The organism is Actinoplanes subglobosus (genome assembly GCF_042650585.1).
Lineage (GTDB): Bacteria > Actinomycetota > Actinomycetes > Mycobacteriales > Micromonosporaceae > Actinoplanes > Actinoplanes subglobosus.
The window spans coordinates 41638-65922 of the sequence record NZ_JBHSBL010000021.1 but is presented as its reverse complement, the minus strand read 5'-3'; the positions used below and the strand labels follow the sequence as shown (position 1 = coordinate 65922).

General features: G+C 71.7%; 17 protein-coding genes. 8 read left to right on the top strand and 9 right to left on the bottom strand.

Features of this window, described 5'->3' with window-relative positions; genetic code table 11:
* Positions 1-2265, bottom strand: a 2265-nt coding sequence (locus ACFO0C_RS32330; protein ID WP_378070533.1) for an ATP-binding protein, incomplete at its 3' end; no start/stop codon positions are given.
* Between the two features lie 207 nt (positions 2266-2472).
* Between ACFO0C_RS32330 and ACFO0C_RS32325 the strand changes: the two genes are divergently transcribed.
* Positions 2473-3870, top strand: a complete 1398-nt coding sequence (locus tag ACFO0C_RS32325; protein ID WP_378070532.1) for a calcium-binding protein — start codon at positions 2473-2475, stop codon at positions 3868-3870.
* An 88-nt stretch (positions 3871-3958) separates the two neighbouring features.
* On the opposite strand, the gene ACFO0C_RS32320 is transcribed toward ACFO0C_RS32325, so the two are convergent.
* Positions 3959-5383 carry a WGR domain-containing protein gene (locus ACFO0C_RS32320; RefSeq protein ID WP_378070531.1) on the bottom strand — a complete coding sequence of 475 codons (1425 nt, stop codon included), beginning with the start codon at positions 5381-5383 and terminating at the stop codon, positions 3959-3961.
* Between the two features lie 130 nt (positions 5384-5513).
* Between ACFO0C_RS32320 and ACFO0C_RS32315 the strand changes: the two genes are divergently transcribed.
* Complete coding sequence (locus ACFO0C_RS32315) at positions 5514-6347, top strand: metallophosphoesterase family protein (protein WP_378070530.1); 834 nt, start codon at positions 5514-5516, stop codon at positions 6345-6347.
* On the top strand, positions 6344-7003 hold the full coding sequence (locus ACFO0C_RS32310) for a 4'-phosphopantetheinyl transferase family protein (protein ID WP_378070529.1): 660 nt from the start codon (positions 6344-6346) through the stop codon (positions 7001-7003). The genes ACFO0C_RS32315 and ACFO0C_RS32310 overlap by 4 nt, the downstream gene beginning before the upstream one ends.
* Here ACFO0C_RS32310 and ACFO0C_RS32305 read toward each other — a convergent pair.
* Positions 6952-7581 carry a TetR/AcrR family transcriptional regulator gene (locus tag ACFO0C_RS32305; RefSeq protein ID WP_378070528.1) on the bottom strand — a complete coding sequence of 210 codons (630 nt, stop codon included), beginning with the start codon at positions 7579-7581 and terminating at the stop codon, positions 6952-6954. The two genes, ACFO0C_RS32310 and ACFO0C_RS32305, sit on opposite strands and share 52 nt — an antisense overlap.
* Positions 7582-7663: 82 nt before the next feature.
* Between ACFO0C_RS32305 and ACFO0C_RS32300 the strand changes: the two genes are divergently transcribed.
* Positions 7664-9217 carry an MFS transporter gene (locus ACFO0C_RS32300; RefSeq protein ID WP_378070527.1) on the top strand — a complete coding sequence of 518 codons (1554 nt, stop codon included), beginning with the start codon at positions 7664-7666 and terminating at the stop codon, positions 9215-9217.
* A gap of 63 nt (positions 9218-9280) precedes the next feature.
* On the opposite strand, the gene ACFO0C_RS32295 is transcribed toward ACFO0C_RS32300, so the two are convergent.
* The 6 genes from ACFO0C_RS32295 to ACFO0C_RS32270 all read right to left on the bottom strand — a co-directional run bounded on the left by ACFO0C_RS32295 (position 9281) and on the right by ACFO0C_RS32270 (position 16883).
* Entirely contained in the window at positions 9281-9478 is a 198-nt protein-coding gene (locus ACFO0C_RS32295; protein WP_378070526.1) for a ferredoxin, read from the bottom strand.
* A 15-nt stretch (positions 9479-9493) separates the two neighbouring features.
* Positions 9494-10915, bottom strand: coding sequence for an NAD(P)/FAD-dependent oxidoreductase (locus ACFO0C_RS32290; RefSeq protein WP_378070525.1), 1422 nt, complete (start codon positions 10913-10915; stop codon positions 9494-9496).
* A 29-nt stretch (positions 10916-10944) separates the two neighbouring features.
* Entirely contained in the window at positions 10945-12132 is a 1188-nt protein-coding gene (locus ACFO0C_RS32285) for a DUF993 family protein (RefSeq protein ID WP_378070524.1), read from the bottom strand.
* 26 nt (positions 12133-12158) lie between these two features.
* Positions 12159-13253, bottom strand: a complete 1095-nt coding sequence (locus ACFO0C_RS32280) for a cytochrome P450 (RefSeq protein ID WP_378070523.1) — start codon at positions 13251-13253, stop codon at positions 12159-12161.
* 313 nt (positions 13254-13566) lie between these two features.
* Complete coding sequence (locus tag ACFO0C_RS32275) at positions 13567-16113, bottom strand: ABC transporter permease (protein WP_378070522.1); 2547 nt, start codon at positions 16111-16113, stop codon at positions 13567-13569.
* Entirely contained in the window at positions 16113-16883 is a 771-nt protein-coding gene (locus tag ACFO0C_RS32270; RefSeq protein WP_378070521.1) for an ABC transporter ATP-binding protein, read from the bottom strand. The genes ACFO0C_RS32275 and ACFO0C_RS32270 overlap by 1 nt, the downstream gene beginning before the upstream one ends.
* Before the next feature lie 258 nt (positions 16884-17141).
* Here ACFO0C_RS32270 and ACFO0C_RS32265 point away from each other — a divergent pair, with 258 nt between their 5' ends.
* The 4 genes from ACFO0C_RS32265 to ACFO0C_RS32250 all read left to right on the top strand — a co-directional run.
* On the top strand, positions 17142-18413 hold the full coding sequence (locus tag ACFO0C_RS32265) for a sensor histidine kinase (protein WP_378070520.1): 1272 nt from the start codon (positions 17142-17144) through the stop codon (positions 18411-18413).
* Positions 18414-18467: 54 nt separating this feature from the next.
* Complete coding sequence (locus tag ACFO0C_RS32260; RefSeq protein WP_378070519.1) at positions 18468-18737, top strand: hypothetical protein; 270 nt, start codon at positions 18468-18470, stop codon at positions 18735-18737.
* Positions 18738-18830: 93 nt separating this feature from the next.
* Complete coding sequence (locus tag ACFO0C_RS32255) at positions 18831-19475, top strand: LuxR C-terminal-related transcriptional regulator (RefSeq protein ID WP_378070518.1); 645 nt, start codon at positions 18831-18833, stop codon at positions 19473-19475.
* A gap of 104 nt (positions 19476-19579) precedes the next feature.
* Positions 19580-24285, top strand: a 4706-nt coding sequence (locus ACFO0C_RS32250; RefSeq protein ID WP_378070517.1) for a type I polyketide synthase, incomplete at its 3' end; no start/stop codon positions are given.

Genomic DNA, 24285 nt, shown 5'->3' with positions numbered 1-24285 from the left:
GGCCGCCGCCGCGGCCGCGGCCAGCCACTGGTACCACCGGGCCTGCCACACCGGCCGCACCGTCACCCGGCCCGCCGCGTGCCCACCCCGGATAAGCAGGTCCAGACCGGCCTCCGGATCGCCGGCGGCGTACCGCGCGAACCCGAGGGTGAGCTCCGCCGAACCGGCCTGCCAGTCCGGACTGTCGCCGAGCGTCGCCAGGTCGGTCGCCTGTTTCCCGCAGGCCAGCGCCTCGTCGAGCTCACCCCGCCAGACCGCCACCCAGCAGCGGTAGCCGAGCACCCGCGCCTGGGTCTGCGGGGTGCCGGTCAGCACGGCCGCCTCCATGGCGTCGTCCAGGTGGGTCATGGCCGGTGTCAGCCGCCCGGTCATGCTGCCGTGCACGCCCAGCACCGTCTGCAGGGTGCCGAGCAGGTGGCTCTGACCGCTGGCGTGGGCTATCGCCAGGGCGCGGCGCAGGTGCCGGTGGGCGGCGGTGAACCGTTCCCGGTACATCTCGCCCCAGCCCAGGAACATCACCGTGTCCAGGCGCTCGGCGAGCTCACGGTCGGGCATCGCGTCCACGTACCTGACCGCCTCGTCCAGCCAGGCGGTGGTGTGCGGGCTGCCGACGTCGAACGACTGGTTGGCCACCACGGCGACGCTGAGCGCGTAGGCGAGCAGGGGACGGTTGCCGGTGCTGCGGGCGACCCGGATCGCCTCGCTCACCGCCGCGGGGTCGAACGGGCCGTACATGACGCTGGTCAGCGTGAGCCCGACCCGCAACGTCCCGGCGGTGAGCCCGTGCTGCTCGGGCAACCGGTCCAGCTCCCGGGCCAGCAACTCACGTGCCTCGGCGTGGTTCCCGGCCAGGTTGCGCAGCGTGGCGAGGAAGCTGACCGCGGTGAGCCGCTCCTCGCTGCCGACCGGGACCAGCCGCAGGATCTCGCCGAGGATCTCCTGGCTGCCGCGCAGGTCACCGGTGATACCCAGGGCCCGGCCGCGCAGGGTGAGCAGCCGCAGCCGCAGCGGGGTCGTCGCCGGGTCCTGCGGCAGGAGCCGGATCGCGGACCCCAGCCAGTGCGCGGCGGCGGCGGGCGTGGCGTGCACGGCGTCCATCGCGACGGCTTGCAGCAACGCCACCGCGGCCGTGTCGCCGACGGCCGCCGACGCCTCGATGTGCGGCGCACGTGCCTCGGCCGGCGCCCGGCGATCACCCAGCTCGGTGGCCGCCCGCGCGTGTGCGCCGAGCCGCCAGCCCGCTCCGGCGTTGTGGTAGGCGGCGCTGCGCAGCAAAGGATGCCGGAAACGGAACGTGCCCGGTGCCTCCCCGGCCCGGACGAGATCACGCCGGACCAGCTCGTCCAGGGCGATGTGCACCTCCGGCTCCGGCAGGCCGGCGACCGCCGCGAGCATGCCCGGGTCGCACTCGTCACCGGCGACCGCGGCCGCGTGCAGCACCTGCCGGCACACCGGCTCCAGCCGGGTGAACTCGCCGGCCAGCGCGGCCGGGCCGCTGGTGGGCCCGTTCGCCGCGCCGCTCGCGGCCAGCACCTCCAGATAGAACGGGTTGCCGCCGCTGGCCCGGTACAGCTCCTCCCTCCGGGCGGGGCTCAGGCCGGCCGGCAGGAGGGCACCGGCCTCGGCGACGCTGAGCGGGCCGACGTCGACCGTCGTGCCCCAGCCCTGCCGTGCCGCGCGGGCGAACGCCTGGTGCAGCCGCTCCGGCGCCTGCCGGGAGCGGTAGACGAGCGCCAGCGTCACCGGCGCCCGGGGCGGATGACGCAGCAGATGATCGAGCATCTCCATCGAGCTGTCGTCGCCCCAGTGCAGGTCGTCGAAGGCCAGCACCAGCCCGGACGGCCCGGCGACGATCTCCAGCAGGGCGCGGACCGCCCGGTGCAGCCGATACCGCTCGGCGGCGACCAGACCGGTCTCCTCGCCCCGGCCGTCGGCGGCGAGCGTGGGGAAGACACTCGGCAGCAGGCGCCGGTCGGCGGGATCCAGCCCCGCCCAGCGCGACTCGGGCCAGGCCCGCAGATGATCCTCGAAGGCGTTGCGGAACACGCCGAACGGCACCTCGCGCTCGAACTCCGAACCGTGGCCGGACAGGACGACACGCCCGGCCCGGCGCGCCTCGGCCAGTGACTCGGTCAGCAGACGGGTCTTGCCGATGCCCGGATCCCCGACGATCGCCACGACCGCCCGGTCGCCGAACAGCCCACGGAGCGTCGCCATCTCCGCCGTCCGGCCGACCAGAGACGCCTGCTGGTCGCTGTCGGGCACGCGCGCACCGCCTTGATCGACGTCGGTCGGGCGTAGATAGATACCCCCGCATGCCTCGCCCTGTCAAGGGGGCACTTCTGCCACCTGGCCGCGGCCCGGGCCTGGTCCTAGTGTTCGCAGGCGCTGGGTGCGGCGCTCCGGGGGGCCGCGCCGCGCCCGGCCAGCTGGTTCTGTCCGGCGCCCCTGTCAGGTCCGTGTAAGGAAGTCATGAAGTCATCTGGATTGCGGGGGATCGCCGTCGGCGCGATGCCGGCGCTCGCCATCGTCCTGCTACATCCGGGCACCGCCGGCGCGGCCGTGACCGGCCTGGAGGCGAACGTCACCGCCGGCGTCCTGAGCGTCACCTCCGGCGGAGGCCTCGCCGACAAGGTGAACGTCCTGGGCCCGCTCGCGGCGAGTGGCGGCACGTACATCGCGGTCGTGTCCGACGACGCCGGGCAGGTCGTTCCCGGCACCGGATGCGAAGCGGTCGACCGATACCAGATCGTCTGCGACGCGCCGGCGATCACCCGGATCGAGGTGTCATCCGGCGCCGGGAACGACCGGGTGGTCACCGACGTCACGATCCCCGTCACCGTGCACGGCGGTGACGGCGACGACCAGCTGACCGACCGTGCCGGAGGCAACGAACTGTCCGGCGACACGGGCTCCGACTGGCTGTACGGCGGTGCGGGGGACGACCGGCTCTCCGGCGGTGACGGCGGGGACCAGATCCACGGTGAGGCCGGGGACGACACGATGGACGGCGGTGCCGGCACCGACTTCTTCGTCGCCGGGTTCGACCTCGACGGCACGGACGTCCTGCGCGGCGGCGACGGCGACGACTACGCCGACTACTCCCGGCGCTCGGCACCGGTCACCGTGACACTGGACGGGATCGCCGACGACGGCTCCGCGGGGGAGAACGACGTCCTGTCCGGCATCGAGTCGGTCCGGGCCGGCAGCGGCGATGATCGTCTCGCCGGTGACGATGAAGCCAACACCCTCGACGGCGGTGCCGGCAACGACCGGATCGTGGGCCTCGGCGGCGACGACTCCCTCTACGGAGACCGCGGCGACGACGCCGTCGAGGGCGGTGCGGGCGCTGATTCCCTGGCCGGTGGCCTGGGCCGGGACACCGTGCTCGGCGGGGCCGGTGACGACTACCTCAGCGTCGGTGAACACCCGGGTGAGGGCCTCGACCTCGAACCGGATCGGTACGACGGCGGCGCGGGCCGTGACCGGCTCAGTTACTCCTGGACGTCCCGGGCCGTGACGGTGACCCTCGACGGTCTCGCGAACGACGGTAAAGCCGGCGAGAACGACAACGCGGTCGCCATCGAGGACATCAGCGGCACGAACTACGACGACGTACTGATCGGTGACGGCGGTGACAACCGGATCACCGGCGAGGCGGGCAAGGACGTCATCGACGGCGGCGCCGGTGTCGACGACCTCAACGGCGGACCGGGCCGGGACACGCTGCGGTCCGTCGACGGTGCGGGCAGCCGGGACCGTGTCGAGGGCGGTTACCCCTGGGACACGAGGAAGGACGACGACACCTGCGAGGCGGACGCCGACGACCTGGTGTTCGCCTGTGCCAACGAGGTGATCGTCCAGCCGTAGGCAACGGGGGATCCGGTGCCCACGGCTGGAGACATCCGTGGGCACCGGGTATGACGGGGGAGGCCGCCGGCGACCGCTGCCGTCAGCGTCAGCTGAGACGGCGGATGTCGCCGTAGGCGCGGTAGAAACCGCCGCGGCTGGCCTCGCGGACACCGGTGACGACGTAGCGGGTGCCGCTCTCCCGGATGCCCTTGGGGAACTGCACCTGCCAGTCCCGGTGGTAACCGGAGGACACCACGCGGATCCGGAGCCGGCCGGACTCCTCGACGCACTCGACGACGATGCCGTCGGCCGGGTCGTGCACGATCTCGACGGTGGTCGACGGGGCCACCTCGGTCATCCGCGCCGGCGCCTTGACGTCGACCACCTCGGGGACGGAGCCGTCGACGGCGGCCCGGATCGCCTGCTCGCTGGCGTCGATGCAGGCCAGTGAGCCGTCGGTGGTGACGATGTAGAGGCGGTCGTCGTGATACTGCATCGAGTAGGCGGAGCCGCAGCCGGTGGCCAGTTTCCACAGGCGGTTGCCGGCGGCGTCGAAGCAGTAGACCGAGGACGCGCTGTCACCGGCGAAGATGTAGCGCCCGTCCTCGGCGGCGGCGCAGGAGAACACCGCGGCGTCGCACTGGTAGGTCTGCCGGCGCGAACCGTCCTTGCCCAGCTCGGCGACCTGCCGGTCGGACGTGCCGGCGTAGACGGTGTCGCGCTCCTGCCAGCCGAACAGGACCGCACCGCGCGTGCCGGTGTGCCACAGCTCCTGCCCGGTCCGCCAGTCGTAGCTGGTGACACCGGCGCTGTGCCCGTGGTGGACGGCGTTGTCGTCGCACCGGACCATCCAGGCCGACGAGCCGCGGCCGGGGCGCTGCCAGAGGAACTCGTCCTCGTGGTCGATCGCGGAGATGCCGCCGTTGGCGTCGGAGACACCGAGCACGCCGTCGTGGATGTCCAGCCAGTAGATGTCGATCTCGGGCGCGATCCGGTAGGCCAGGCGGGGCACCTTGCCGGACAGGTCGTAGACGTTGCCGTCGTCGCAGCCGGCGTAGATCCACCGGTCGTCGGCGACGATGCATTTCACCCCGTCGGGCAGGCGGAACTGCTGCCGCACCTCGGCCTGGTGGCTCAGCGTCGTGATCAGCCCGGCCTCGTTGCCGACCATGCAGACCTCGTCGTCGACGAAGACACCGAACGCGGGGCTGCCGGTCTTGTAGCGCCACAGGACGGGAGCCCGCTTGGCCGTCGACCGGGTGCTGACGATCTGCCGCCGGGTGACCGACCGTGGCTGCCGCTGGCCGATGACGGCCGGCGCGTAGCCCTTGCGGACCTTCTCCCCGATCTTCTTGGCCGCCTCGGCGCGCGCCTTGTCCTCGTTGGTGAACGACGACTGCTTGACCTGGCCCCGGTCGCCGATGCGTCCGTAGCGGACGGTGAGATCGGTGCCGTCGACAGTCACCTCGTAGAACTTGTGGGAGCTCCCGCTGTCTTCGGAGAGCTCGAGGTACGTCGTTTCGGCCGGCATCCGGGCCACCTTTCGGCAGGAGGGGGAACGCGGATGAAGATAGCCAGGGGGTACGACATTCCCGCGGCAACCCCTAACGCCGGTGTTCAGGGGTGTGCACATCCCGGCCCGGTGCCGCAGGATCGGTACGGTGATCCCATCCCTGTTCGCGGTCAGTGATCTGCACGTGTCGTACGCGGAGAACCGGAAGGTCGTCGATCGTCTGCGGCCCCGCTCCGACGGGGACTGGCTGATCGTCGCCGGTGACGTCGGCGAGGTCTTCGGTGACATCGAGCGCACGTTGCGGCAGCTGCGGGACCGGTTCGCGGCGGTGGTGTGGGTGCCCGGCAACCACGAGTTGTGGACCCACGCCTCCGACCCGGTGCTGCTGCGCGGTGCGGAGCGGTACGACGCGCTGGTCCGGATGTGCCGGGACATCGGTGTGCTGACCCCGGAGGACGATTACCCGGTCTGGGCGGGCGCCGACGGCCCGGTCGTGGTGGCGCCGCTCTTCCTGCTGTACGACTACTCGTTCCACGCGCCGGGGACGAGCACCAAGGAGGACTCGCTGCGACGGGCGTACGACGTGGGTGTGGTGTGCACCGACGAGATGCTGCTGCACCCGGATCCGTACCCGGACCGGGATTCGTGGTGCCGGGCCCGGGTGGCCGGGACCGAGCGGCGGCTCGCGGCGATCGACAGCACACTCCCGACGGTGCTGATCAACCACTGGCCGCTGGTCCGGCAGCCGACCGACCAGATGTGGTACCCGGAGTTCGCGCAGTGGTGCGGCACCACTCTCACCGCCGACTGGCACGTGCGGTTTCGGACCGTCGCCGCCGTCTACGGCCATCTGCACATCCCGCGGACCACGCATTACGACGGGATCCGGTTCGAGGAGGTCTCGCTCGGCTATCCGCGGGAGTGGGGCCGTCGCGGCGGGGAGCCGCAGCCGATGCGCCTGATCCTGGCGGGTGCCGCATGATCGAGCGGCTGCTGCCCTCCGGTGTGGTGGCGGTCGAGGCCTTCGGTGACGATCCCGGTGACGAGGCGTTCCCGGGTGAGGAGGACCTGATCGCCAATGCGGTCGTCCCGCGGCGCCGGGAGTTCATCACCGCGCGCCGGTGCGCCCGGGACGCCCTGGCCGTGCTGGGTCACCCGCCCGCCCCGGTCCGTCCGGGGCCGGGCCGCGCACCGATCTGGCCGGCCGGTGTCGTCGGCAGCATCACGCACTGTGCCGGTTACCGGGCCGCGGCGGTGTCCGGCCGGGCGGGCCCGGCGTCGATCGGTATCGACGCGGAGCCGCACGCACCGCTGCCTCCGGGGGTGCTGGACTCCATCGTGGCCGGAGCGGACGCGGCCAGGCTGGCGGCACTCGCCCGCGCCGAGCCGTCGATCCGCTGGGACCGGCTGCTCTTCAGTGCCAAGGAGTCCATCTACAAGGCGTGGTACCCGGTGACCGGCCGCTGGCTCGGGTTCGAGGACGCCTCGGTGTCGATCGAGGCATCCTCGGCGTCCTTCACCGGTCACCTGCTGGTGCCGGGGCACCGCCACGACGGCGGTGCGGCCCTGACCACGCTGCGCGGGCGTTACCTGATCGACAGGGGACTGGTGGTGACCGCGGTCGTCGTGCCGGTCTGATCGGCGTCCGCCCGGAACGCGTCGGCCGTGATCGTCCGCAGGGCCAGGGCCAGCTCGGGACCGGTGGGCGCGCGCTCCGGATCGATCAGGTACTGCGCGATGACGCCGGTCAGCATCGCCTGGTAGAAGCAGCCGAGTGACCGGGCCGCCTCGTCGTCGGGGTGGTGGAAGATGTGCGCGAGGCCGAGACGGGCCTGCTCCAGCCCGTCGGCCAGCTGGCGGCGCAGCTCGGGCAGGTGCTCGATCTGGGCGAAGACCTCGAAACTGGCCGCCCACAGCCCCCGGTTCTGGGCGAAGAGCTCGACGACGCCGGACCAGATGACCTGGAAGCGCTCGACGGAGCCGGGGCGCAGGCCCTCGCCGGCCTCGGCGAGAACCTTCTCCAGCTGGCCGCCCCACTCGCCGCTCGCCTCGATGAGCGCCTCGTTGAGCAGTGCCTCCTTCGAGCCGAAGTGGTAGCCGATGGACGCGAGGTTGGTGCCCGAGGCGGCGACGATGTCGCGCGCTGTCGTCCGGGCGTAGCCCCGCTCGACCAGGCACCGTTTCGCGCCCGCCAAAAGATCATCACGATGTCCCACAGCTCAAGCATAGGTGAGAGATAAACGGATGTATCACACGAGCGTCATAGACGTTTGTATAGAACGCTTGTATATTCGACGCATGACACTCATCGCCAACCGAGCCGGCCGTAGGGAATGGGTGGCGCTCAGCGTGCTCGTTCTGCCTCTGCTCCTGGTCTCGATGGACATCACCGTCCTCTACTTCGCGGTGCCGGAGATCGCCGCCGACCTGGCGCCGACGAGCACGCAGCAGCTGTGGATGATCGACGTCTACGGTTTCGTGCTCGCCGGCATGCTCATCACGATGGGCAACCTCGGCGACATCGTCGGCCGCCGGCGGCTCCTGCTGGCCGGCGCGACCCTCTTCGGCATCGCGTCGGTGATGGCAGCCTTCGCACCCACCGCGGAGGTCCTCATCGCGGCCCGCGCACTGCAGGGTCTCGGCGGCGCGACACTGATGCCGTCGACCCTGGCGCTCGTCCGCAACATGTTCCACGACCAGCAGCAACGCCGGTCCGCCATCGCGGTCTGGTCGATCGGCCTGTCCGCCGGCGCGGCCATCGGCCCGATCGTCAGCGGCCTGCTGCTCAACAACTTCTGGTGGGGTTCGATCTTCCTCATCAACGTGCCGGTGCTGGCCCTGCTCTGGATCCTCACACCGATGCTGGTCCCGGAGTACCGGCGAGCCGGAGCCGGCAGCTTCGACGCGGTGAGCTCGCTGCTGTCGCTCGGCGCCATCCTGCCGATCATCTGGGGCATCAAGGAGGCGGCCGCCGCGTCGGCGCTGAGCGTCGAGGCCGTGGCGTCGATCGTCGGCGGCCTGATCGTCGGCTACTTCTTCATCCACCGTCAGCGGCACCGCGAGCACCCGATGCTCGACCTGCGGATGTTCCGGGAGCGTGGCTTCGGCCCGGCCATCCTGGTCAACCTGACCGCGTTCCTGTGCCTGATCGGCTACGGCATCTTCACCACGCAGTACCTTCTCGGCGTCCTGGGCATGACACCGCTCGCCGCGGCGCTGTGGACCATGGCGTCGCCGGTGCTCAGCTTCGTGCTGGTGCCCTTCGCCGTCATCTTCACCAAGAAGATCCGGCCGGCGTACGTGATGGCGGTCGCGTTCCTTTTCGTGGCCGCCGGATTCGCGGCCATGACACAGGTGACGCCGGAGCGGAACATGCCGCTGATCGTGGCCGGCACGGTCGGGATCGGCGTCGGCGCGGCCATCGTGCTCACCATGATCACCGACCTGGTGGTGGCCGTGGCGCCGGTCGAGACGGTGGGTTCGGTGTCCGCGCTGAACCAGACGTTCCAGGAGTTCGGCGGCGCCCTCGGCATCGCCGTCTTCGGCAGCATCGGCGCCGTGCTCTACGGCCACAACCTGGAGCAGAACGTCACGCCCGACATCCCGCGCTCCACCGTGGAGGCCGCCGAGGAGACCATCGGCAGCGCGGTGCAGATCTCCCACGACCTGCCCGCCGGTGCCGCCGACGCGCTGCTGCACGCGGCGCGGGGCGCCTTCGCCGACGCGATGAACGGTGTCGCCCTGGTCGGCCTGGCGGTCGCGCTGTCGGCGGCGGTGTTCACCGTCTCCCGGCTGCGTCACGTGGCCTCCCTCCCGGACGAGGAGCAGGTCCAGGCCAGCCTGGACTCCTGATCGGCTCGACCACGGCACGGAGAAGGGGCGCCCCGCCGGGACGCCCCTTCTCCGTGCCGTGCGCTATTCGTTCGCCGCGGTGCCGACGCTGATCGCCGCGACCGGGCACTGGACCACGGCGCGGCGGGTGGCCGCCTCGTCGGTCGCGTCGCCCACCAGCATGACCAGGCCCTCCACGTCGTCCTGGTCGAAGACCTCCGGGTAGGCGTGGGCGCAGGCGCCCGCACCGACACACCGGTCACGATCGATCCGGATCCGCATCAGCCGGTGCCTTCCCTACGGCCGGACCCGGTCGGCGGCCCGCGGTGCCGGGACCCCCGTCGCCTCGGCACCGGTCAGCGTGCCGAACTCCGGGTACTGCGCGATGGCCTCGGCCGCGGTGAGCGGCGCCTGCCGGCGTCCGCGCAACACGGTGAACAGCGCCGGTACGGTCATCATGCTGGCCGGCGGCGCCTGCAGTGAGGCCACGTTGAAGGACAGGTTGGACAGCGCGGCGTCCTGGGTGGTCACCTGCGCGAACCGTTCGGCGAACCGCCGGGCCAGCCGGGGTGCGCGGCGGATGTTCATGGTGACGTCCGGGTACCACTGGTCGGTCCCGGTGGCCATCTGCCACGGTCCGTCACCCGCCTTGGCGATCCCGGCCTGGAGCCGCCGGGACAACTGCGGCCCGGTGCCGGTACGTGCGATCTCGTCCCGGAGGAAGAGGGCACCGAGCGCCGCGACCGACATGCCGGTCGCGTAGTTCGGGTTCAGCGTGGTCGCCGCGTCACCGACCACCACGAAGCCCTCCGGCACCGGCAGCTTCTCGTACCGGCGGCGACGGTTGGGCAGGCCCCGGTAGGCGCGGATGTCGCCGGCCGGGGTGGCCTGGTCGACCAGGTCACCGATGATCGGGTCGTCGAGCGACCGCATGAACTCACGGAACCCGGCCTCGTCGGTCGGCGGCGTGCCACCCCGGGTGCCGATCAGGGCCACGATCCACCGGTCGCCCTCGTTGGGCATGAGCGCGGCGCCACGCCCGGGACGCCCGGTTCCGGCCCGGGCCTCGACCAGGACTCCGGGGAAGTCCGGCCGGGCGCCGGCGGGGGCGCGATAGAGGCGGCTGGCGTAGGCGAAACCCGCGTCCACCAGCTCCTCCTGCACCCGGGGCAGTCCCAGGGCGACGAGCCAGTCCGGTGCGTGCGACGTCCGGCCGGTGGCGTCCACGGTCAGGTCGGCGTCGATCGTCTCGGTACGGCCGTCCCGTTCCACCTGTGCTCCGGTGACACGTCCGGCCGTACCGCTGAGCCCGATGATCTTCGTGCTCTCCCGCAGCTCGATGCGCTCGTTGCTCAGCACCAGCTGCCGCACCTTGTGGTCGAGCAGTTCCCGGCTGCACGCGATCACCGACGCGTCGCCCTGATGCCGCCGGTACCAGCCCTGCGCGGAGAGCGTGAGGATCTGCGACGGCATGCCACGGCGTTTCGCCCCGGCCGTGGAAAGCGCTTCCAGGGCGCCCGGCAGGAGCTTCTCCAGGGCGGTGCAGCCGCCGCTCATGAACATGTGGTTGTGGTGGCCCTGCGGCAGACCGCGCCGGGGGAGAGGCGACTCCGGGAACCGGTCGCCCTCCACGACGATCACGCGGTCGGCCGTCTGCGCCAGGGCGGCGGCGGCGAGCATGCCCGCCATTCCGCCGCCCAGGACGACTGCTTTGCGCACGGTGCGCCCTCCGTTCCTCGTCCGGTCGCTCATTGCTCGAATCCGGAGACGGACAGGAACGCCTTCATCCGGCTCGCCGCCAGCTCCGGGTCGGGCAGGACTCCCAGCTCGTCGGCGAGGCGGTACGCCTGGGCGAGGTGCGGCACCGAGCGTGCGCCCTGTTCGCCCCAGACCATCCGGAAGTGACCGGCGTGCCCGGCCAGCCAGCCGAGGAAGACCAGATCCGTCTTGAAGAACAGCGTGCTGCGCCCCGGGCCCTCGAAGACCACCTGGGACAGCGCCCGGGTGCTCTCCAACCGCCGGCGGAAGCCCTCGCGGTCACCGGCGTCCAGCAGATGCAACGCCTCCGCGGCGAGCGGGGCGATGGGGTCGAACACCGGCGTGAGCGCGTCGCTGAAACCGCTCTCGTCACCGGCGATCAGATCCGTGTACGTCTCGTAGTCGCCGGTGTAGAAGCGCACCCCGGCGGGCAGCCGGCGGCGCAGCTGGACCTCGGACTCCGGGTCGAGCGGCGCGACCTTCACACCGTCGATGCGGTCCCGGTTGGCGGTGACGAAGTCGACGAAGGTGGCGGTGGCCTCGTCGACGTCCGCCCTGCCCCAGTAACCGGCGTGCCCGGGGACCCAGGTGGGCAGCAGCCAGTGGACGATCGCGGGGCGGCTCGACTGGGACAGCAGCCGGGTGTAGACCTCGGCGTAGTCGTCCGGCCCCTCGGCCGCGGCGGCCAGGGCGGTGCTGGCCATGATGATCGGCTGGGCGCCGGCCTGCTCGACCACGGCGAGTTGTTCCTCGTACGCGTCGATCACGGCCTTCAGGGGGTGGGCCGTGAACGGGTCGAGCTGGTCGGTCCAGACGCCGGCGGCGAGACGCCCGCCCACCGCCGCGGCCTCGGCACCGCTGCGGCGGATCAGTTCGGCCGATGCCGCCCAGTCGAGCCCGGCGCCGCGATGCTGGGTGTCCAGGGCCTCGGCGACGGTGAAGCCGTACGACCAGAGGTGCCGCCGGAACGCGAGGGTCGCGTCCCAGTCCAGTGACTGGGGCGGCGGCGGGCCCAGCGGCGGCCCGAACGGCTCGTTCGCGGCCAGCCGGTCACCGACGACATGAGCGGCCACCAGCACCGAACGGGACTGCGGCGCGGTGCCGGGCCGGAGGGGGAGAGGATTGGTGTTGGGCGTGTGAACGACGAGCTCGCCGTCGGCCCCAGGGAGTTTGATCACGGCAGATCTCCGGACGTCAGAGGGGGTCACCAGGTGACGGGCAGCGACTTCATCCCGTGGATGAGCGTGAAACTCTTGAACTCCAGCTCGTTCTCCGGAACCGCGAACCGCAGCTCGGGGATCCGGCTGAACAGCGTCCGGAAGACGATCTCCAGCTCGACCCGGACCAGGTTGGCGCCGGGGCACTGGTGGATGCCGTGCCCGAACGCCGAGTGCAGGGCGATCTCGCGCCGGATGTCGAGGGTGTCCGGGTCCTCGAAGACCGTCTCGTCACGGTTGGCCGACCCGTTGAGCGCGATGATCCCCTCACCGGCCCTGATCAGCACACCGTCGATCTCGATGTCCTCGGTGGCGACCCGGGCCGTCGCCGAGTCGGCGATGCTCAGGTAGCGCAGGAGCTCCTCGATCGCCTTCGGGAGCAGCGACGGGTCACGGCGCAGGTCGGCCAGCTGGTCGGGGTGCTGGAGCAGGACGGCCGTACCCAGGGTGATCATGTTGGTGATCGTGTCGAAGCCGCCGAACAGCAGCATCCGGGCCAGCGCGACGATGTCCTTGCGCTCCAGGGTGCCCTCGGTGGCGTTGCGGGCGATGATCCGGCCGAGCAGGTCGTCGGTGGCGTCCTTCTCCTTCTGCTCCACCAGCACCGCGAGGTACTCGTCCATCGCCTGGGTGGCGGCGCCGACCTCCTCCGGCGTGACGTCGCTCTTGACCGTGGTCTCCGCGAACGCGCGGAAGGTGGCGGTCTCGTCGATCGGCACACCCATCAGCTCGCAGAAGATCAGCGACGGCACCGGGATCGCCAGGGCCTCGACCAGGTCCACCGGGCCGCCCTGGGCCAGCATCGCCGAGATGTGCTCGTCGACGACCTCCTGGATCCGGGGCCGCAGCGCCTGCATCCGCTTGGCGGTGAGTTCCGGGATGAGCGCCCGGCGGCGCACCGTGTGGTCCGGCGGGTCCATCGCCACCACCGGCAGCTCCATGTGCTGCAGGACCTCGTCGGGAACCGGGAACTGCAACGGGTACCCGGGCAGCTTCACATTGGAGCTCATCGCCGGCGAGGTCAGCACGTGACGTACCTGATCCTGCCGGGTGACGATCCACACCTCCTTTCCGGAAAGCATCAGGCGGACCTTGGACACCGAATTGTTCTTACGCAACTCCCGATATTCGGCCGGGGGGCTGAACGGGCACTTCCGGGGCATCGGAAATGGCGTCGCCTCGGTTTCGGTCTCGATTTCTTCGATGGCACCGGTCATGCAGGATCAACCCCTTGAGTTCGACACGTCGCGGGTGCGCCCGGTCAGCGCCAGGCTAACTATTTGCGATTAACTCGGATCCCCCTAATGCACCCCTAAAACTTGAAGGTGAAAACAGCGCCCCCGCAGGGGCGGGGGCGCTGTTCCCGGACGGGGGACCGGGTCTGGAAACCTTCTGTCAGGCCGGTGCGGCCGCCTCGACGGGCCGGACCTTGAGTACCTGCCAGGTCGGCAGAAGGGTGGCTCCGACCGTCAGGACGGTGGCGAAGCCGACGATCGCCAGGTACATCCACACCGGACCGGACGGCGTCAGCGAGTCGGCGCGGGCCAGGCTGAACGGGATCAGCGTGGCGGGTGCGACCACCGTGCCCAGCAGGATGCCGATCAGGGCGGTCCCGGCACCTTCGGCGGCCATCATCCGGACGACCTGGGCCCGGGTCGAGCCGGTGAGCCGCTGCAGGGCGAACTCACGGGTCCGGCCGCGGATCGCGAGCCAGGTGCTGTTCAGCACCGAGATCGTGATGTACCCGAGCAGCGTACCGACGAGCAGGTAGCTGACCAGGGCCTGAGCGTCCAGGTGGTGGGCGAAGGCGTCGGTCAGGCCGTCCCGGTCCACCACCTCGGCGCCGGGCTGACCGGCGGCCACCCCGCCCAGAGCGGCGGCCAGCTGCTCGTCGCTGACCCCGGCCTTCGGGCTGACCACCACGTAGCTGGGCATGCCGCTCTCGACGTGACTCGCCAGCAGCTCGGCCGGGAGCAGGATCGCCTCGAACCCCTCGGTGGCCTCGACCAGGGCGACCACCGTCAGCTTCTCCGCGGCGCCGTCACCCATCCGGATCGTCACCTGGTCACCGAGGCCGGCCTTGAGTTCGGTGGCGTAGTTCGCGGCCAGGGCCACGGTCTTGCCGGTCAGGTCGGTCAGGCTGCCCTCGACCTCACGGGCCGCGCCGACCGCGGCGGCCGACGACCCGGTGTAGCCGAGCAGCTGCCAGCCGGCCAGGTCCTTGTTGCCCCAGGGGTCCTCCGGGCTCTCCACGAACCCGGTGCTGGCCACGAAGTCCGACGCCGCGCCGACCTCGGGCAGAGCGCTGATCTGCTCCAGGGTGCCGGCCGTGACACCGGCCGGGCCGGCCTTGTAGACGGCGTCGCTGACCAGGGTCTGCGTGTAGATCTTCTTGACGCTGCTCTCGGTCGACACCAGGTAGAGGTTCGCCGTGGCGATACCGGTGAGCAGCATGATCGGCGTGGTCACCGCGGCCAGGCGGACCGCCCGGTTCTGCAGGTTCAGTGTGGCGAGCTTGCCGGACAGGCCGGACAGGACCCGCAGCACCGGACCGATGACGGTGGTCATGCCCTTGGCGATGCTCGGGCCCAGCAGGGCCAGGCCGGAGGCGAAGAACACCGAGGCGAAGGTGGACGGGCTGGCGATGAGCGGCCCGGACACCAGGGTCATCGCCACCACCATCAGCATGCCGCTGAGGCCGAAGCAGACGACCGCCAGGATCGGGCGGACCTTGCCGAGGCGGTACCGCTGACCGCTGTCGTCGGTGAGCGCCTCGGTCGGCTTGGTCAGCGTCGACCGGCGGCCGGCGATGATCGAGGCGCCGACCGAGGTCAGGATGGCCAGCGTCGCGGCGATGATGGTCGGCGTCGAGCTCTGGTAGAAGGTGAAGCCGGACGGGGCGATACCGGTCGCGATCAGCGCCTCGAAGAGCCACTTGCCGGCCAGCAGGCCGGGCACCGCGGAGAGCACCGTCGCGAGCAGCGAGACGGCCACCGTCTCACCCATGATCATGCGGCGGACCTGCTTGGGAGTGGCGCCGACGGCCCGCAGCAGGGCCATCTCCTTGTGCCGCTGCTGGAACGAGAGCGACAGGGTCGAGGCGACACCCAGCAGACCCACGAGGATCGAGAGGCCACCGAGGATGCCACCGATCAGGATCAGGTCGGTCATGTCGACGTCGGCGTACTCCGCCTTGCCCCGGTCGTCACCGGTCAGTGCCACCGCACCGGCACCGGCGATGGCCTGTTCCACCCGGGCGACCAGGGCGGCCTGGTCGGTTCCGGCGACCGGCAAGACGGCGATCGCGTCGGCCTTGGCCGGGTCGGCGACGAAGCGCCGGACGTCGGCCGGGGAGAAGAACACGGCGTCCTCGGTCACCTTGCCGGAGAACTCGGCGACGCCGGTGACCAGGAACTTCTCGGTGCCGGTACGGACCAGCACGTCCACCTTGTCGCCGGGGCCGGCGCCGATCCGGTCGGCCACGTCGGAGTCCAGGACCACCTGACCGGTCGCCGCCGGCGGCTCGCCGCTGACCAGGCGGTACGGGTTGAGCTGGGCGGACTCCCACCCGTGCCCGAACGAGGTGAGCTCGTCCTCGCCGGTCGGCACCTTGCCGCCGGCCAGCGCGGTCGCCGGGAACGCGTGATCCAGGACCACCCGGTCGACACCGTCGACGGCGGCGACCTTCTGGGCGAGTGAGATGTCCACCCGGACCCGTTCGCTCAGTGTCGCGACCGGGTTCCCGTGCTGTTCGTAGGCGCTGTCACCGGCCACCACGATCGGTGCCGCGGCGAGGCGCTGGGCGGGGAGCACGGCCCGCAGACCGGTCTCCATCATGGAACCGGCGGCGGTCATGATCGCGCCGGCGACGAAGATGACGACGAAGGTGGCGGCCAGGCCGCGCCAGTGGAAGCGCAGGGCGCGCAGCGATTGCCGGAACATCAGCGACCACCCGCCGCAACGACCGTGTCGCCCAGGTGGGTGAGCTGCTCGGCGACCGCGTGGGCGGTCGGCCGGTACATCTCGGTCGCGATCCGGCCGTCGGCCAGGAAGACCACGCGGTCGGCGTACGACGCGGCGACCGGGTCGTGGGTCACCATGACGATCGTCTGGCCGAGCTGGTGCACCGACTGCGCCAGCAGGGACAGGATGTCCCGTGCCGTGCGCAGGTCGAGCGCGCCGGTCGGCTCGTCGGCGAAGATGACCGCGGGCTGGGCGATCAGGGCCCGGGCGATCGCGATGCGCTGCTGCTGGCCGCCGGAGAGCTCGGCCGGGCGGTGCTTGACCCGCTCACCCAGGCCGACGCTGTCGACGACCTCACGCAGCCGCGCCTTGTTGACCTTGCGGCCGGCCAGTTCCAGGGGCAGCACGATGTTCTGCTCGCCGGTGAGCGCCGGCAGCAGGTTGAAGGCCTGGAAGATGAAGCCGATCCGGTCGCGGCGCAGCATGGTCAGCTCGGTCTCGTTCTTGCCGGTCAGGTCCACCCCGTCGAGCAGGACCTTGCCGCTGGTCGGCTGGTCGAGCCCCGCCGCGCAGTGCAGCAGCGTGCTCTTGCCGGAACCGGACGGGCCCATGACGGCGGTGAACGTGCCACGCTCGAAGTCGATGTCGACACCGGCGAGAGCCGCGACACTGGTGCTGCCGCGATGGTAGATCTTCTCGACGCCACGCATTTGAACGGCGCTCACGGTGTTGTTGATCCTCATATCCATCTGCTGCTCCTCGAGTGAGGCCATCGCAAGGGGATCGGAATTCCCGCTTGAGTGGCTCGGTTTCCTCGAGCCATGCCATGACACTACGAATCAGCAATGGCGTCACCCAGCCGCCTACGTCCCCGAATGGCAGGGGAAAGGTGAAGTCCTAAGGTGTATCTAGGTACACCCCTACCCGTTCCCCAGCACCAGTGACGGCTCCGGTCCGGCACGGCGAGACTGAAGCCCGTCCGACGTGCTGATGGAGGAGGAGACACCGTGGACGCAGGTCGCATCCGCACCACGCTGCTGGCGGGGGTGCAGGGCTCGGCGCTCGTACTGATCATTCTGGGCGGGACGCCGATCCTTCTCGCCCTCTCTCTGGTCTCCATCGTGCTCGTGCCGCTCGGGATCGGCGGTTTCACCACGCCACTGGTCCTCACCCTGGTCCGTTCGCACGCCAATTTCCGGCGCTGGCTCGCGGAGGAATGGGCGGGCATGCGGGTGCCCGTCTCCTACAAGCCGTTCCCCGACGACGTGCGCCCCGGAATCGTCGGTGTCTTCGAACGGTGCAGCATCATGCTGAAGGACGGTGCGACCTGGCGGGACATGCGCTGGCTGGTGGTCGACATGACGGCCGGCCTGATCACCGCACTGCTGACCCCGGCCGCCCTGGTCTACGGCATCCACGGCGTGCTGCTGGTCTGTGGGCTGTGGCAGCCGCTCGCCGATGGCACCGGCACCAACTGGTACACCTTCGTCCCGGTGACCGGCTGGGGCACCGCCATCCTCGCCGCACTGGTCGGCGCCGCGATCCTCGCCGTCACCCACGCCCTCGGCGGCAACCTCGTCCGCCTGCACTTCGCCGTCAGCCGGGCCCTGCTCCAGCCGCCCCGCGCGATGCGCCTGCACCAGCGGATCGACGAGCTCACCGAGACCCGGCAGGACCTGATCGACGCCTCGGCCGGCGAACTGCGCCGCATCGAGCGCGACCTGCACGACGGCGCCCAGGCGCGGCTCGTCGCGATGGGGATGAGCTTCGGCCTGATCGAGTCACTGGTCGACCGCGACCCGCAGCAGGCCAAGGCGCTGCTGGTGGAGGCACGGGAGCACTCGGCCGAGGCGCTCAACGAGCTGCGCGACCTGGTCCGCGGCATCCGCCCGCCGGTGCTGGCCGAGCGGGGGCTGCCGGACGCCGTACGCGCGCTGGCCCTCCGGATGCCGATGACGGTGACCGTGAACATCGACTATCCGGGCCGCGCGGCGGAGTCGATCGAGGAGGCGGTCTACTTCGCGGTCAGTGAGGTGCTGACCAACGCCGCGAAGTACTCCAACGCCGAGCGCACCGACATCAGCCTCAGTCACCGCGCCGACGTGCTGACCGTGGTGGTGAGCGACAACGGCAAGGGCGGCGCCGTGCCGGGTGCCGGCAGCGGCCTGATCGGTGTCGAGAAGCGGCTCGCCGCGTTCGACGGCACCATGACGCTGAGCAGCCCGGACGGCGGCCCGACCGTGGTGACGATGACGCTGCCCTGCCGCCTGCGGCCCTGATGGTGATCGACGACCCGAACCCGTCCCCGCTACACGATCACCACAGGAGCTCCCGTGCGTTTTCGACCGGCCCCGGCAGTGACGGCCTCGGTTCTGACCGACGGATGTCTCGAACTCATCCGCGAGGTGGAGGTCCATCGATTCAGGTGCGGGCCCGCGGGCACCGCGATGTGGATCGCCCTCGGACAGTACGACGGTGACCGGGTGACCGCCGCCGGAAAGCTCGCGATCATGTGGGACAAGGACCTCGACCTCGTGCTCGCCGAGATGGACAAGTGGATCAGCGAACTGTGTGACGCCTCGCTGCTGCATCCCGAACCCTAGGCCCGCGTCCGCGGTCCGCGCTCCCGAGCCACCCGTGAGGCATGGTGGGATAGGGGGCAGTCCGGCTCATTTCCCCTACTCCGGGAGTCTGTTGTGCGTGTCGTGCTCGCCGAAGACCTGTTCCTCCTCCGAGACGGCCTGGTCCGCCTGCTGGAGGCACACGACTTCGAGATCGTGGCGGCCGTCGACAACGGGCCGGACCTGCTGGACGCCCTGCTCAACCTGCGGCCGGAGGTCGCCGTCGTGGATGTCCGGCTGCCGCCCACCTTCTCCGACGAGGGTCTGCGGGCCGCACTCAAGGCGCGCGAGCAGATCCCCGGGCTGCCCGTGCTGGTGCTCTCCCAGCACGTCGAGCAGCTGTACGCCCGGGAGCTGCTCGCCGACGGCAGCGGCGGCGTGGGCTATCTGCTCAAGGACCGGGTCTTCGACGCCGCCCAGTTCGTCGAGGCGGTCCGGCGGGTGGCCGTCGGCGGGACCGCGATGGACCCCCAGGTGATCTCGCAGCTGCTGTCGCACCCCAGCAACGAGCCGGCCGCCACCCTCGCCCCGCGCGAGCGGCAGGTGATGGAGCTGATGGCGGAGGGCCGGTCCAACGCGGCCATCGCACAGCGCCTCAACGTGACCGAGCGGGCGATCGCCAAGCACACGTCGAACATCTTCGCGAAGCTCAACCTGCCGCCCTCCGACGACGACAACAGGCGGGTTCTCGCGGTCCTGGCGTACCTCAACCGCTCCTGATCGTAGGGGCGCGTTAGGGGTTTGCCCGCCCATCCGCGCTGCATAGCGTCCCGAGGAGAAGTGCCCAGATTCTCCGTCGAAACGCGACAGTGTGGAGTACGCCCGTGGCCGAGCCCGAGATCTTCGTCCCCGACGCCGAGCCCGGCCCGAAGGAGGTTCCGGGGGCAGCACCGGACCTGATCCGGCGGCTGTCCTCGGTTCCGGTCCCCGAACAGACCCGGATCCTGCTCGACGTGGTGCGCGCCCAGGCGGCCGACGTGCTGCGCCGGATCCGTCCCGGCGAGCCACCGCTGGTGGACGTGGCCCGGCCGTTCAAGGAGATGGGCTTCGACTCGATCGCGGCGGTGGAGCTGCACGCCCGGCTGCAGGCCGCCACCGGGGTGGAGCTGCCGGTCACGATCGTCTTCGACTGCCCGACCCCGGCGACCATGGCCCGCTATCTGCGCGCCGAGCTGCTCGGACTGCCCGAGGAGGCGGCCGCGACGGCACGCGCGTCGGCCGTCGACGACGAGCCGATCGCGATCGTCGGGATCGGCTGCCGCTACCCCGGCGGTGTCGCCTCCGCCGAGGACCTGTGGCGGCTGGTCGACGAGGGACGTGAGGTCCTCGGGAGCTTCCCCACCGACCGGGGCTGGGCCGTCGACAGCATGTTCGACAGCGACCCGGACACCCCGGGCAAGAGCTACGTCGACGTCGGCGGGTTCCTCGGCGACGCGACCCTGTTCGACGCGGAGTTCTTCGGCATCAGCCCGCGTGAGGCGCTCGCCATGGACCCCCAGCAGCGCCTGATGCTGGAGACGGCCTGGGAGGCCCTGGAACGGACCGGCATCGACCCGTCCTCCCTGCGCGGCAGCTCCACCGGCGTCTTCATCGGGGCCGAGGTGCACGAGTACGGCGTCCGCGTCCACGAGGCCCCCGAGGGCCTCGACGGCTACCTGATGACCGGCAACGCCCCGAGTGTCGCCTCGGGCCGGGTCGCCTACGTCCTCGGCCTGGAGGGCCCGGCGATCACCGTCGACACGGCCTGCTCCGGATCCATCGTCTCGCTGCACCTGGCCGTGCAGGCACTGCGCCGCGGCGAGTGCACGCTGGCCCTGGCCGGCGGTGTGACAGTGATGGGCAGCCCCGGCATGTTCACCGCCTTCAGCCGTCAGCGTGGTCTCGCCGCCGACGGCCGCTGCAAGGCGTTCGCCGCGGCCGCCGACGGCACCGGCTTCTCCGAGGGCATCGGCCTGCTCGTCGTCGAGCGGCTCTCCGACGCCCGCCGCAACGGCCACACCGTGCTGGCGCTGGTCCGTGGCTCGGCCGTCAACCAGGACGGCGCCAGCAACGGCCTGACCGCGCCGAGCGGCACCGCCCAGCGGCGGCTCATCGAGCAGGCCCTGGCCAGCGCGGCGCTGACGGCCGCGCAGGTCGACGCGGTCGACGCGCACGGCACCGGCACCCGGCTCGGCGACCCGATCGAGGCGCACGCGCTGATCGCCGCCTACGGCCAGAACCGGCCCGCCGACCGTCCCCTGTGGCTCGGCTCGGTCAAGTCCAACCTCGGCCACACCCAGGCGGCCGGTGGCGTCGCCAGCGTCATCAAGATGGTGATGGCGATGCGGGCCGGGGTGCTGCCCCGGACGTTGCACGTCGACGCGCCCACCCCGCACGTGAACTGGTCGTCCGGCAACGTCCGGCTGCTGACCGAGCCGGTGGACTGGCCGGCGGCCGGCGAGCCGCGCCGGGCCGGCATCTCCGCCTTCGGCATCAGCGGCACCAACGCCCACGTGATCATCGAGGAGCCGCCGGCCGACGACACCGCCGGGCCGGCCGCGCAGCCGCGGGACGGCGAGCCGGTGCCGGTGGTCGTCTCCGCCTCGGACGAGGCCGCCCTGCGGAGCCAGGCCGGCCGGCTGCTGGCCCTGCTCGACGCGGAACCCGGAACCGGCCTGGCCGACCTCGGCTCGTCGCTGGCCACCACCCGCGCGGCACTCGGACGGCGGGCCGCGGTCGTGGCCGGCGATCTGCCGGCGCTGCGGGAGCCGCTGCTGGCCCTGGCCGCCGGCGAGGACCACCCCCGGCTGCTGCGCGGTGCCGCCCGGGCCGGCGGGACCGCCTTCCTCTTCACCGGCCAGGGCAGCCAGCGCCTCGGGATGGGGCGGGAGCTGTTCCGGGCGTACCCCGTCTTCGCCGAAGCCCTCGAGGAGGCCATCGGCCACCTCGACCTGCAGCTGGACCGCTCGCTCTGGGACGTGCTGTTCGCGGCCGAAGGCTCGCCCGAGGCCGGCCTGCTGCACCAGACGGTCTACTCGCAGAGTGCGCTGTTCGCTGTCGAGACGGCCCTGTACCGGCTCGTCGAGTCGTTCGGTCTGCGGCCGGACTTCCTGGCCGGGCACTCGATCGGCGAGCTGACCGCGGCGCATGTCGCCGGCGTGCTCAGCCTGCAGGACGCGGCGACACTGGTGGCCGCCCGGGGCCGCCTGATGCAGGCGCTGCCGTCCGGCGGCGCCATGATCGCTGTCCAGGCCACCGAGGACGAGGTGCTCCCGCTGCTGGCCGGGCACGAGGACTCGGCCGGGATCGCCGCCGTCAACGGCCCGCAGGCCGTGGTGATCTCCGGCGAGCTGGCGACCGTCGAACGGATCGCGGAGGAACTGGCCGGGCGCGGGCGCAAGACCCGGCGCCTCACCGTCAGCCACGGCTTCCACTCGCCGTTGATGGAACCGATGCTCGCCGGGTTCCGGGAGATCGCCGCGATCCTCGACTACTCCGCCCCGCTCGTCCCGGTGGTGTCCACGGTGACCGGGCGGATCGCCACCACCGAGGAGCTGTGCTCCCCGGACTACTGGGTGCGGCACGTCCGGCAGGCGGTGCGGTTCGCCGACGGCGTCCGTACGCTGCTGGACTCCGGTGTGACGACGTTCGTCGAGATCGGGCCGGACGCCGTGCTCTCCGCGATGGGCGGCCAGACCGCCGGCGACGAGGACGACGTGACGTTCGTGCCGGTGCTCCGCCGGGACCGCGACGAACAGCAGGAGGTCCTGACCGCACTCGCGACCGCCCACGTCCGGGGTGTGCCGGTGGACTGGCACGCGTACTGGGCCGGCAGCGGTGCCCGGCGGGTCGCCCTGCCCACCTACGCCTTCCAGCGGCGCCGTTTCTGGCTCAGCGCCGCACCCGCCGACGGAAACGCCACCGGCCTCGGCCAGATCGACGCCGGGCACCCGATGCTGCAGGCGGTCGTCGGTGTCGCCGGCACCGACGGCGCCGTGCTCACCGGGCGGATCTCCGTCAAGACCCACCCGTGGCTCGCCGACCACCTGATCACCGGCGTCGCCCTACTGCCCGGCACCGCCCTGGTGGAACTGGCACTGCACGCCGCCGACCAGGTCGGATGCGACCGGCTCGACGAACTCACCCTGCAGACCCCGGTGCTGCTGCCGGACCAGGGCGGCCTGGCGGTCCAGGTCGTCGTGGGCGCGGCCGGTGACGACGGGCGCCGTACGGTCGAGATCTGGTCCCACCCCGACGGCGACGCGACGGACGCCTGGACGAAGCACGCCGAGGGCCTCCTGGCCCGGGCGACCGCGCAGCCCACCGGATGGCGGCCGGAGTCGTGGCCGCCCGCCGGGGCACAGCCGGTCGACATAACCGGCCTCTACGACGACCTGGCCGGCCAGGGCTACGACTACGGACCCGCCTTCCACGGGCTGCGCGCGGTGTGGCGGCTCGGCGCGGACGCGTACGCCGAGGTGGCCCTCCCGCCCGAGCTGGCGCCCGCCGCCTCCGCCTACGGGCTGCATCCCGCGCTGCTCGACGCCGTCCTGCACGCCACCGAGTTCGCCGGCCAGGCCGGTGAGGGCACCCGGCTGCCGTTCGCCTGGACCGGCGTCACCCTCGCCTCGGCCGGCGCGGCCGCGCTGCGGGTCAGGATCACCGCCACCGGTACGGACGCGGTCGCCCTCGACCTGGCCGACACCACCGGCGCACCGGTCGGCGGGATCGAGTCGTTCGTGCTCCGGACGATCGACACGGCACGACTGCGCACCACCGGGACGACCCCGCTGTACCGCCTCGGCTGGCGGCCGCGCCCGGTCGTGTCCCCCGAGCCGGGCTCCTGGACCGTGGTGGCCGGCCTGGACGAGCTGACCACGGTTCCGGACGTGGTGGCCGTCGAGGTGGCCCCGGCGGGCGGCGACGTGCCGGCGGCGGTTGCCGACGCTGCCGGCACGACGCTGGCACTGATCCAGCGCTGGCTCGCCGACGACCGTTTCGCCGCCTCCCGCCTGGTGCTGGTGACCCGTTCCGGTGTGGCGGCGGCCGACGGTGACCCGATCGATCTGCGGGTCGCGCCGGTCTGGGGCCTGGTCCGCGCCGCACAGAACGAGCATCCCGGCCGGTTCACCGTCGTCGACGTCGACGGGGACGACATGCTGCCGGCGATCACCGTCACCGAGCCGGAGGCCGCCGTCCGCGGTGGTGAGGTGCTGGTCCCGCGGCTGGAGCCGGCCCCCGGCGACGGCGACGGCGGTTTCGGCACCGGCACGGTTCTCGTCACCGGCGGCACCGGCGGGCTCGGCGCCACCGTCGCCCGTCACCTGGTGGAGGCACACGGCGTGACCGACCTGGTGCTGGTCAGCCGGCACGGTACCGACGCCCCCGGCGCAGCCGACCTGTCCGCGCTGGCCGCCCGCGTCCGGGTGCTGGCCTGCGACGTGACCGACCGGGCCGCGGTCGAGCGCCTGATCGGCGAGATCGGCCCGGAGCTGTCGGCCGTCGTGCACGCCGCCGGTGTGATCGACGACGGGCTCATCGCGTCGCTGGA